This is a genomic window from Novosphingobium sp. LASN5T (assembly GCF_003856955.1).
Taxonomy (GTDB): Bacteria; Pseudomonadota; Alphaproteobacteria; order Sphingomonadales; family Sphingomonadaceae; genus Novosphingobium.
The window spans coordinates 1-12,093 of sequence record NZ_RQSI01000007.1; the positions used below are offsets into that span (position 1 = coordinate 1).

At 67.9% G+C, this 12,093-nt stretch carries 7 protein-coding genes; all 7 read left to right on the forward strand.

What is annotated here, in order from left to right; genetic code table 11:
- Positions 1-183 precede the first annotated feature (183 nt).
- A complete protein-coding gene (locus EH199_RS06715; RefSeq protein WP_124808517.1) occupies positions 184-975 on the forward strand; it encodes an avidin/streptavidin family protein in 792 nt (263 codons plus the stop codon).
- Positions 976-1,085: 110 nt separating this feature from the next.
- Positions 1,086-3,833 carry a LuxR C-terminal-related transcriptional regulator gene (locus tag EH199_RS06720; RefSeq protein ID WP_124808518.1) on the forward strand — a complete coding sequence of 916 codons (2,748 nt, stop codon included), beginning with the start codon at positions 1,086-1,088 and terminating at the stop codon, positions 3,831-3,833.
- 146 nt (positions 3,834-3,979) lie between these two features.
- The gene (locus EH199_RS06725; protein ID WP_223806513.1) at positions 3,980-6,229 is read left to right on the forward strand and encodes a TonB-dependent receptor; all 2,250 of its coding nucleotides are present in this window, start codon (positions 3,980-3,982) and stop codon (positions 6,227-6,229) included.
- A 10-nt stretch (positions 6,230-6,239) separates the two neighbouring features.
- Complete coding sequence (locus EH199_RS06730) at positions 6,240-7,079, forward strand: aspartate/glutamate racemase family protein (protein WP_124808519.1); 840 nt, start codon at positions 6,240-6,242, stop codon at positions 7,077-7,079.
- Between the two features lie 66 nt (positions 7,080-7,145).
- Positions 7,146-9,218, forward strand: a complete 2,073-nt coding sequence (locus EH199_RS06735; protein WP_124808520.1) for a hydantoinase/oxoprolinase family protein — start codon at positions 7,146-7,148, stop codon at positions 9,216-9,218.
- The gene (locus EH199_RS06740) at positions 9,215-10,891 is read left to right on the forward strand and encodes a hydantoinase B/oxoprolinase family protein (RefSeq protein WP_124808521.1); all 1,677 of its coding nucleotides are present in this window, start codon (positions 9,215-9,217) and stop codon (positions 10,889-10,891) included. Before EH199_RS06735 ends, EH199_RS06740 begins: the two co-directional genes overlap by 4 nt.
- Complete coding sequence (locus EH199_RS06745) at positions 10,888-12,078, forward strand: Xaa-Pro peptidase family protein (protein WP_124808522.1); 1,191 nt, start codon at positions 10,888-10,890, stop codon at positions 12,076-12,078. Before EH199_RS06740 ends, EH199_RS06745 begins: the two co-directional genes overlap by 4 nt.
- Positions 12,079-12,093: the final 15 nt, after the last annotated feature.

Genomic DNA, 12,093 nt, shown 5'->3' on the forward strand with positions numbered 1-12,093 from the left:
CCAGCAAGGCCCAGGCCGCAGCCGATTGGATGCATGCCCAGCAGCCCCAGGCCGAGGAGATGGCGGCGTGAAACAGGTTCGCAAAAATGGCGCTGGAATTCACATTAGCGCTGGACTGTCAGGATATGTGAGCCCTCTGGCGCCTGCGATAGTTCGCCCGGTTGGTGATGACGGGATGGCAGAGTGACGGTCGCAGGCGTCTGGGAGAACGAGTACGGCTCGCGCATGATCCTCGCGGTGGAGGAGAAGCCTGCGGGCAGCGGCGCGATCTGGGGCGTGTATGAATCGACCACCGGATCGACGGGCCGCTACCTCGTGACCGGCCGTCGGGGCGGGACCGCTTCCGGCGGGAACGGCCAGCCGCTTGCTCTTGCGATCGCATGGCGTTCGGTCGGTGGCGATCCTGCCGATCCGAGCTGGCATTGGGCGTCGGCGATGGCCGGCCAGTATCATGACCAGGATGGCGGAGCGCAGGTGACGGTCAATCATCTGCTCGTGGCATCCGGGGAGTTTCCGGGCCTGTGCGGCCCCGGCCTCTATTGTGACAAGCTCACCTATCGCAGGACTTCGGATACCCCCTATGCCGGGTTGCCGCCGGCGGGGGTGGCCGTTCCCCATCCGGCGTCGGGCGTCTGGAGCGGCGCGGACGGCATGCGGCTCGCCCTCCGCGTGCTGGCCGAACCGGGTGGGCGCGTCGCGCTGGTGGACGGTTTTCTGGAGCAAGACGGGCGCGAAATCGCCATCACCGGTTTTGCCGATCTGGACGGGCAGGCGGAGGAAGGCGACCGGTGTGCGCTGGCGATCACCGCTTGCGACGAGGCGCGGAACCGGACGGTCGCGATGGGCGGCTGGCTGGAGGGGGAGGCGGGGGCGCTCCTGCTGCAGGCACTGACCGGGCATGCCACGCCGTTGGACGGCGCCTACCTCCAGACCTCGCTTTGGCCACTGTCGCTGGTCCGGCGCGACGGGCCGTGACGTCGCTGCCGCCGCCACGGGAAGGGGAGGTTGCGCCGGAGCGCGGGGCGGCACACTATGCGGCGGCAAGCAGGGATGGCGCGGGGCCATCCGGCCAGCGTCGAGGGGGAATGCCCAGCACCGGAACCGCCAGTGACGCCCAGCGGATGCTCCAGCTCAAGCTGGAAGTGCCGCGCATGCCGTCGAGCGTGGTCCACCGCGCCCGGCTGATGACCGCGCTGGGATCGGTGGCGGCAAGCCGCCTGGTTCTCCTGACCGCGCCGGCCGGCTTCGGCAAGACCACGCTGCTGTCACAATGGCGCGATCATTTGCGCGACGCCGGCGGGCGCGTGGGCTGGCTGACGCTCGACGAGGGTGATGCGGACGTGCGCCGCTTCATGATCGGGGTGATCCGGGCGCTGGAAAGCGCCGATGTCGACGTGGGCGATCTGGTGGCGCAGGCCGACCGGGGCCTGACCGAGATCACCATCGACAGCGCGGTGCGCGAATTGAACGCGCGCCTCGCCGGCAGCGGCGCGCCGGTCACGCTGATTCTTGACGATTATCACCGCGCGTCCGCCCAGCCGCTCGACGGGTTCCTCGGGCAGTGGATCGCGCTGCTGCCCGAAGGCACGCGCCTGCTGATGAGCACGCGCCGCCGACCGGATATCGGGCTGCACCGCCTGCTGGGCAGCGGCGCGGCGGTGGAGATCACCAGCGACATGCTGCGCTTCACGCCGTCGGAATCGCGGCAGGTGCTCGATGTCGGTCTGGCCGAAGCCGATCGCGACGCGCTGGCGGAGCGGACCGAGGGTTGGCCGGTGGCGCTGCAGCTTGCCCGCCTGATCACCTTGCAGGGCCAGGGGCAGGCCTCCGGTGCGCCCGCTCTGGGCCGGCTGGCAACGCGGGGAGGGCACTTGTGGAGCTTCCTTTCCGATCAGGTCCTGCGCGGGCTGACCGAGGAGGCGGTCGATTTTCTGCTGGAAACCTCGATCCTCGAACGGTTCAGCGTGGAGATCACCGATGCGCTGCGGGGGCGTGACGACAGCTGGCGGATCATGGAGCAGCTGGAGCCGCTGCAATCGTTGCTGACACCGCTCGATGCCGACGCGATCTGGTATCGGTATCACCATCTCTTCGCCGATTATCTCCAGGCGCAGTTGCGCCAGCGCAGGCCGACGGCGGTGCCCGCGCTGCACTTGCGCGCCTCGGAAGCATTCGAACGGCGGGGACTGCTGGACGAGGCGGTGCGCCACGCCAGCCTGGCCGGCGATTTCGCGCGCTGCGCCGAACTGGTGGAACAGGCGGGCGGCTGGCGGCTGGTGCTGTTCGGCGGGATGGGACAGCTCAACCAGCTGCTGGGTTTCATTCCTCCGGCAGAGCGCCTGTCGCACCCGCGCCTGCTGCTGGCCGAAGCCTACGTGAAGCTCAAGATGGGTCTGCTGCGCGAGGCGCGATCGACGTTCGATCTGGTGGCCCTTGATCCGGGTGCGCCGGCGGGTGACTGGCCTGGTGGGGACTGGAGCCTGCTGAACGATTACGAGCGCGATACCCTCAACATCAACGTCCTGATCCGCACGTACGAGGACAATACCGTCGACGTGCCGTTCCTGTCGTTCTTCGAGACGATGCGGCAGCGGATGCCGGATGCCGACGGACTGACGCGCGGCGTGCTCGATTGCGCGGGGGCGGTCGCCAGCCTGTGCGCGGGCCAGCTGGCAAGGGCGGAGGATTTCGCGCGGCAGGCGATGGGCGCGATGCGCTCGGTCAATTCGGTGCTGGGCCTCAACTACTGCTTCCTGCACGCGGGCCTGTCGTGCGGCTATCGCGGCGAACTGCGTAGCGCCACCGCCTATCTCCAGCGCGCGAAGGCGATGGCGGTCGAGAACTTCGGCGCGGACAGCGGCCTGAAGGCACTGGCGGAGACGCTGCTGGCGCTGGTCGAGCTGTGGGGCGACGGGCGGTTGACGATGACCGCGCAGGAGCTTGACGAGGCGTTCCGCCATGTCTGTGATTACGATGGCTGGTTCGAAATCTATGCCGCCGGGCTGGATAGCCGCTTCCGCCTTGCCTGGCTGGCACAGGATAGCGCGGCCATGGACCGCGTGATTGCCGATGGCGATGCGCTGACCCGCGCTCGCGGGCTGGAGCGGCTGGCGAGCATCGTCCAGGCGCAGCGCCTGCTGCGCCATAGTGCGGCGGGCGAGACAGCGCAGGCGCAGCCGCTGGCGGAACACCTCGCCGCCCGTTTCCCCCTCGGCATCTGGCGCGACAATCCCGTCCACTGGCGCGCCGGTGTGGACGTGGCGTTCGCACTGGGAACGTGGCTGGCGATCCGCGATCCGGCGCAGGCGCGCGAACGGGCGGGCGACATGCTGGCCTGTGCCCGGGCGATCGGCGCGCGTCCCTATGAAGTGCGCGCGCATCTGCTGCTGGCGCGCATCGCCGCGCTGGGCCGGCGGCCGGACGACGCCATGGGCCATTTGCGCGAGGCGGTGGAGCGCGCTGCCGGTGAAGGGATCGCGTTGCCGTTCTTCGAGCAGCCCGAACTCGCGCCGCTGATCCGCCGGCTCAAGCGCGCGCTGTGGGACGGCGGCGGCAATCCCGTCGAGGCCTCGTTCCTGTCCTCCATCGACGAGCGCATGGCGGAGACCGGCCCGGCGGACGACAGCCCGATCGCGGTGCTCAGCACGCGCGAGCAGGAGGTCGTCGCCGAGCTTTCGCGCGGACTGACCAACAAGGAAATTGCCCGCGCGCTCGACATGACCGAGCACACCGTCAAATTCCACCTCAAAAACATCTTCGCCAAGCTGGGCGTGGACCGTCGCGCCCACGCGCTGTCTGCCTTGCGCGACACCGGCTGGTCCTCCCGCGCCTGACTCTCCGCCCGCCGCCGGACCTCCCCGTTCGGGTAGGTCCGCCGCCGCCTCCACCGATGGGTAGCTACTCTCCGGGGCAGCTTGTTCGTGACCGCCCGATGACGGACCTTGCCGGAAGAGACACAAATCCGACCAAGGGGGGTCCAATGTCCGTTCGTAGCACGATACGCCTGTCCGCCTGCGCCTCGGCGCTCGTCCTGTCCGCCGCTGGCGTGGCGCACGCGCAGCAAGCGCCGGCGGAAGAGGCCGCTGCCGCGCCCGCCGACCCCAGCCAGATCGTCGTGATCGGGCGTGGCCGCCTGGAAGCGCTGCAGCAGGCGCCGCTGTCGGTCACCGCCTTTTCCAGCCAGGCGCTGGAGGATGCGCGGGTAAAGGGCGTGGCGGATTTTATCGGCATCACGCCCAATATCTCGATCGTCCAGTCGCAGAGCGCGGGCAATTCGTTCGTCACCATTCGCGGCATCTCGCAGGTCCGCAACGGCGAAAGCCCGATCGCGGTGGTGACCGACGGTATCCAGCAGATTTCCGCGCGCCAGTTCACCAGCGACCTGTTCGACGTGAAGCAGATCGAAGTGCTGCGCGGCCCGCAAGGGGCGCTTTACGGGCGCAACGCGATCGGTGGCGCGATCATCGTCACCACCAAGCAGCCGACCAACGACTTTCATCTCGACGCGCAGATTTCCGCCGGCAACGGCAACGACTATCGCGGCGAGGTTTCGGTCAGCGGGCCGATCGTCAAGGACAAGCTGCTGTTCCGCCTGGCCGGCAGCGCGCGCAACTTCGGCGGCCTGCTGCGCAACGATTATCTGAACCAGACGGTCGACTGGGTGCACGACCGCAACGTGCGCGGCCAGTTGAAAGCGTTCCTGACCGATACGCTGACCGCGGATCTGCGCGCGAGCTACAGCCACACCAACGCGATCGGCGATCAGTTCCAGTATCAGGGCGCCAAGTTCGCCTCGGACACATCGTGTTTCCTCGATCCGGCCAATCCGTTCGGCGGCCCGGCGCCCGATGCCGACCGCGTCAGCCGCCGGTTCTGCGCCACCAACCGGGGCCGCAATTTCCGCGAGCTGACCGATGTTTCGCTGAAGCTGGAAAACAAGGCGGACTGGGGCACGATTACCAACGTCCTGTCCTATATCCGCATCAAGGAATACCTCGAAGGCGATCAATTCCCCTACACCGCCAGCCGCAACGTGTTCGGCACGGATGGCACGCAGACGCAGTACGAAACCGTCAAGGCCTGGCAGAACGACCTGCGCATCGCATCGCCCGATGGCGGCCGCTTCCGCTGGATGATCGGTGCCTACATCCTCGGCACCCGCCGGTTCATCTCGACCACGACGGGGCAGGACAACGGGCAGGGCATCGTCAGCATCTACAAGGCGCCGCAGTACAGCAATCCGATCAACCCCACGCTGTCGTTCCTGGCTGATAACAACCGCAACACCGCCTATGCCTTTTACGGCAACGTTGCCTATGACCTGACCGATAAGCTCGAAGCCGCGGTCGCGTTCCGCTACGACCACGATCACCGCCATCAGATGATCGATCCGCTGAGCAGCGCGGGCGTTCCCGCCGGCTGCACGGCGGCGGCCACCACCGCCTGTTCGCGCGTCGCCAATTTCAGCAAGGCGCAGCCCAAGGTCACGCTGAACTATAAGGCCAGCCCGAACCTCACGCTGTTCGCCGACTGGGGCATCGGTTTCCGGTCTGGCCAGTTCAACCAGGCCGGCGCGGCGTCCGCCGCCAACCTGCCCGGCGCTTTCGACCTGGCCCGGCAGGAAAGCGCGGAAACGACCGAGGCCGGCTTCAAGGCGACGCTGCTCGGTGGCCGCCTGCGGATCAACGGCACCGCGTTCTACACCGCCGACAAGAACCCGTTCTACTTCGTGTTCGTCGGCGCGGTGGGCGCGCAGATCCTTGTCAACGTCGACAAGGTCGATCTCTACGGCGGGGAAATCGAGGTGGCCTTCACCCCGGTCAAGGGCTTGGACCTCTACGCCAACTACGGATACACCCACAGCCGGATCAAGAAGTTCACGTTCAATCCCGCCGATGTCGGCAACTGGGCACCCTATATCCCGCGCGACAGCGGATCGATCGGCGCGCAATACCGCTTCCCGGTGTCCGATGGCCTCAACGTCTTCGCGCGCGGCGAGATGGAACACCACGGCAAGCAGTACTGGGACCCGGAAAACGCCACGGCGCGGTCTTCCTTCCAGCTCGTCAACCTTCATGCCGGGCTGGAGGACGCCAGCGGCAAGTGGAGCCTGACCGGGTTCGTCCGCAACCTTGGCGACAAGAAGTACAACGCCGAGTTCGTCAGCGGGGGCTTCGTCCAGCCGGCTTCGCCGCGCACCTGGGGCTTCGAGCTGCGGACGAGCTTCTGAGGGAAAGGACATGACCGCGATCGCCCATCACCGCGAGGCGCCGGCCACGGCGCCGCTCAGGATCCTCTGGGTCAACCCGATCAACCAGCCGGGCTATGACGCGCCCATCGCCGACCTGATCGGCCGCGTCAAACTGCCCAATGCCGAAGTCCATGTCGTTTCGCTTGCCATTCCAGAGCCGGTCGCGCTGACCAACCTGGAATGGCGGGTGTTCGAAAGCAGCATCTGGTTTCCGGTGACGGCGATCGCGCGCTATGCCGCGACCCATGGCTTCGATGGCTATGCCATCGGTTGCTTCTACGACACCGCGCTGGACGAGGCGCGCGAGATTTCCGGCGATGCCGTGGTCTGCGCGCCGTGCCAGTCGGCGCTCCAGATCGTGTCCAACCTCGCCAACCGCTTCTCGGTCGTGATCGGCGTCGAGAAGTGGAAGGTGCAGATGGAAGATCGCATCCGCCACTATGGCTATCATGACCGGCTGGCCTCGTTCCGCACCATCGGCCGCCACGTCGATGAATTCCAGCAGGATACCGCCGCCACCGAGGACGCCATCCGCCGCGCGGTGCGCGAGGCGGTGGAGATCGACAAGGCCGAGGCGGTGATCCTGGGCTGCACGATCGAATTCGGCTTCTACGCGCAGTTGCAGCGGGAGTTCGGCGTCCCGATCGTCGATGCCGTCTATGCCTGTTACAAGGCGACCGAGGCGGCGGCGCTGGCCAAGGTGCAGTTCGGATGGAAGCCCAGCCGACTCTACAGCATGGCCCCGCCCGGCGAGGACCGGCTGGCGGCCAGCGGCCTGTTCGCCGCGCCGCCGCCGATCGGCAACACCGTGATCGTGCCCCGCGCCTGACCGCGCCGCACTTTCCCTGATCCCTTCCCACCGGGGCCTGGCGACAGGCCCAACCGGAGAATTCCCGTGCGTGCAGCAAGCGACGTCGGCGGCACCTTCACCGACCTGGTCTATTATCCCGTCGATCCCGAGACCGGCCGCCCCGGCGCGGTGCAGGTGGCCAAGGCGGATACCACCCCGCCCGAATTCGAACAGGGCGTGATGAACGCCATGGTCAAGGCCGGCCTTTCGCCGGCCGCGCTCGATTTCTTCGCGCACGGCTCCACCGTCGTGATCAATGCGCTGACCGAGCGCAAGGGCGTGAAGACCGCGCTGATCACCACGGCGGGCTTCCGCGACGTGATCGAGATCGCGCGGGGCAACCGGCCGGACCTGTTCAACTTCAACTTCCGCAAGCCCCGGCCGTTCGTGGACCGCTACTTGCGCGCCGAACTGGTGGAACGCAGCAATTTCCGGGGCGATCTGGTGAAGCCGGTCGACCTCGCGCCGTTGCCCGCGCTGCTCGATTTCTTTCGGGCGGAAGGCGTCGAGGCGATCGCGGTGGTCTTTCTTCACGCCTATGTGAATCCCGAAAACGAACGCCGCACAGTGGAGGCGATCCGCGCGGCCTGGCCCGGCGTGGCCGTACTGGCGAGCCACGAAGTGAGTCGCGAATGGCGCGAATATGAAAGGACCAACACCACGGTTCTTTCCGCCTACGTCTCGCCGATCGCGCGGCGCTATATCGAGCGGCTGGAACAGCGACTGGCCGACGGCGGCTTTGCCCAGAAGCCTTACATGATGCAGTCCAACGGCGGCATCGCCACCGCCGCCGCGGCCAAGGCCAACCCGATCACCATGGTCGAATCCGGCCCTGCCAGCGGCATTTACGCCGCCGCCCATGTCGGCCGGGCGATCGGCGAGCCGAACCTGATCGTGCTCGACATCGGCGGCACCACGGCCAAATGCACGCTGATCGAGGGCGGTCAGATCAAGGTCTCGACCGACTACTACATCGAGCGCGACGGCAAGTCGCCCGGCTATCCGGTGCAGACGCCCGTTTCCGAAATCGTCGAGATCGGCAACGGCGGTGGGTCCATCGCGTGGGTCGATGCCGGCGGCAAGCTCCATGTCGGGCCGCAATCGGCCGGCGCGCGGCCGGGGCCGGCAGCCTATGGGCGCGGCGGCACCCGTCCGACCACGACTGACGCCAATCTCCTGCTGGGCCGCATCGATCCGGCCAGCTTCGTCGGCGGGGAGGTCGAACCGGACTGGCAGGCGGTGGATGCCGCCTTCGCGCCGCTGTGCGACCAGCTCGGGCTCAGCCGCGCGGAACTGGCGCGGGGGGTGATCCGCATCGCCAACGCCAACATGACCACCGCGCTGCGGCTGGTGTCCACCAACAAGGGCTACGATCCGCGGGATTTCGCGCTGATGGCCTTCGGTGGCGGCGGGGCGATGCACGCGGTGGCGCTGGCCGAGGAGCTCAAGGTGCCGCGCGTGATCATCCCGGTGAACTCCTCCGTGTTCTCGGCCTGGGGGATGCTGCTGACCGACTTGCGGCGCGACTATATCCGCACCCGGCTGACTCCGCTCGCGCCCGGCAGCATCGACGCCGTGCGCGCCATCTTCGCCGAAATCGAGGCGGAGGCGCTGCGCGATTTCGCCGGCGAAGCGGGCGATCGCGCGCCGCTGTTCGAATACCGGGCGGACCTGCGCTATGTGGGGCAGGAACATACCGTGGGCATCGCCTTCCCGCTTGATGGCGATGCGCCGGTGGACGCCGCGATCGCCGCGTTTCACGAGGCGCACGAGAAGCGCTTCACCTACCGGCTCGACGCGGCGGTGCAGCTCGTCAACTTCCACCTTGTCGCCACCCTGCCGGTCGACAAGCCCGACCTTGCCGAGCGGGCGGTGACCGGCCTGACGCTGGCGGATGCGGTCAAGGGCACCCGGCGCGTCGATTTCGACACGCACGGCGTGCATGACGCGACGATCTACGACGGGTTGCGGCTGGAGCCGGGGATGGCGCTGTCCGGCCCGGCGGTGATCCAGGAGCCGGCCGTTACCCTGCCGCTGCCGCCGGGCGCGCGCGCCGAAGTCGATCGCCTTGGCAACTACCATGTCCACCTTCCCCAGCCCGAAGGAGCGCGCCCGTGAGCACCGATCCCTTCACCCAGGAAATCATCAAGGACGCGCTCGTGGCCCTGGGCGACGAGATGTTCAACGCGATGATCCGCACCTCGATGAGCCCGATCATCTACGAGACGACCGACTTCGCCGTGGGCGCGACCGATGCGCGCGGCAACCTGCTGGCGCAGGGCAACGGCGTGACCGGCTTCCTCGCCACGCTCGATACCGCCGTGCAGAGCACGCTGGAGCACTGGCCGCTCGACCGGATCAGGCCGGGCGACATCTTCGTCACCAATTCGCCCTACGAAGGCGGCGGCACGCACCTGTCGGACGTGGTGATCCTCTATCCGGTCTTCGTCGACGGCCGGCTGATCGCCTGGACCGTCAACAAGGCGCACTGGACCGAAGTGGGCGGCACTTATCCCGGCAGCGCGACCACCGCATCGACCGACATCTTCCAGGAAGGGCTGCACCTGCGCTTCCTCAAGCTGTTCGACGAAGGCCGCATGAACGAGGCGCTGGTCGAGATGATCCGCACCAACGTCCGTCTGCCCGACAGCACCATCGGCGACATGCACGCGGGCGTGGCCGCTTGCCGCGTGGGCGGGCGGCGGATCGTCGAACTCGCCGCGAAATACGGGGTCGACAATCTGCTGGCGGCGATGGATTCGCTGCTCGACTATGGCGAGCGCATGACGCGCGAGGAGCTGAAGAAGCTGCCCAAGGGCGTGTTCACCGCCGAGGACGTGGTGGAAGAGGACGGGCACGGCAACGGCCCGTTCGTGATCAAGGTGAAGGTGACGATCACCGACGACCGGATGGTTGCCGATTTCACCGGCACCAGCGGCCAGGCGCCCGGGCCGATCAACCTGTCCTATGCCGGCCTGATCACCGGCGTGCGCTGCACGTTCAAGGCGGTGACCAATACCGAGATTCCGGCCAACGGCGGCTGCTTCCGCGCGCTGGAGGTGATCTGCCCGGAAGGCACGATCCTGTCGGCGAAAAGCCCGGCGCCGGTATCGATCTACTATGAATCGCTGCTGGGCGCGATCGAGGTCATGTGGAAGGCGCTGGCCCCGCTGATGCCGCACAAGCTGCCGGTGGGCCACCAGCGCACCGTGGGCGCCACGTTCATTTCCGGACTGCTGCCGGGGACGGAAGACCTGTTCGTGATGGGCGAGCCGCTGGTGGGCGGCTGGGGCGCGGGCATCGATCACGACGGCGATGCCGGCCAGTTCTGCGCCGCCAATGGCGAGACGTTCAACATCCCCATCGAACTGGCCGAAAGCCGCTACGGCTTCGAGATCGACCGGTATGCCTTGCACGACGAGGACGGCGGCGCGGGCGAATACCGTGGCGGCAAGGGCGTGGTGCTGGATTATCGCGTGACGGCGAAGGAAGCCTTCCTCACCTATTCCGCCACGCGCACCACCTCGCGCCCGTGGGGGCTGGCCGGCGGTGGCGAAGGCTCCACCAACCGCGCCGAGATCCTGCGCCGCGATGGCTCGGTGGAGACCTATTCGATGGTCACCGGCGCGCGGGCGGTGGAAGGGGAGACCTTCCGGCTCGTCAGCGCGACGGGCGGCGGCTATGGTGATCCGATGAAACGCGAACGATCCCGCCTGCTGGCCGACCTGCGCGATGGCTATGTCACGCCGGAGCAGGCGCGGCGCGATTACGGGTTCGATCCGGCGGCATGATCGGCGGATCGACCATCGCGGCCGAACTGGCCACCATCCAGCCGTGGGCGGATCGCGCGCCCGCGATCACGCTGGCGGAGCGGCAGGCCCGGATCGAGCGTGCCCGCGCGGCCATGGTCGATGCCGGGGCGGATGCGCTGCTGGTGGGGGCGGGGCTCAGCCTCTCGTACTTCACCGGGATCGGCTGGGGCATGATCGAACGGCTGGTGGCAATGGTGCTGACGCCGCGCGGCAAGCCCTACATCGTCTGTCCGGCGTTCGAGCAGGGGTCGCTCGAGGCGATCCTGACCCTGGATGTCGATCTGCGGTTGTGGGAGGAGCACGAAAGTCCTTCCGCGCTGGTCGCCGCGATCCTGCGCGAAGCCGGCGCCACGCGGCTGGCGATCGATCCGGCGCTGCCGTTCGGCATGGCGGAGCGGGTCCGGCTGGCGGCGCCCTCTGCCTCGGTCCTCGATGCCACCCCGATCATCGACGGGTGCCGGGCGATTAAGTCCGAGCCGGAACTGGCGCTGATGCGGCAAGCCAAGCGGATGACGCTGGAAGTCCAGCGCCGCGCCGCCCGCGTTCTCGCCCCCGGTATCCGCGCCAGCGCCGTGCGCGGCTTCATCGATGCCGCGCACAAGGCGATCGGCAGCGGGGGCAGCACGTTCTGCATCGTCCAGTTCGGCGCTTCCACCGCCTTCCCGCACGGCTTGCCGCAGGACGACGAACTGCGCGAGGGCGACATGGTGCTGATCGACACCGGCTGCGCGGTGGAAGGCTACAATTCCGACATCACCCGCAGCTACGTCTTCGGCAAGGCGGATGACGAACAGCGCCGGATCTGGGAGATCGAGGCCGAGGCGCAGCGCGCGGCGTTCGATGCCGTCCGGCCCGGCGTGCCCTGCGCCGCGATCGATGCGGCGGCGCGGGCGGTGCTGGAACGGCACGGACTGGGTCCGGACTACCGCCTGCCGGGCCTGCCCCATCGCACCGGGCACGGCATCGGCCTGTCGGTCCACGAAGCGCCGTATCTGGTGCGCGGGGACGAGACGCCGCTGCAACCCGGCATGTGCTTTTCCAACGAGCCGATGATCGTGGTGCCGGGCCGGTTCGGGGTGCGGCTGGAGGATCATTTCCACGTCACCGATCACGGCGCGCGCTGGTTTACCGAGCCTTCGCGGGCAATCGACGAACCGTTCGCCTGACGGGGCGGCCGTGCC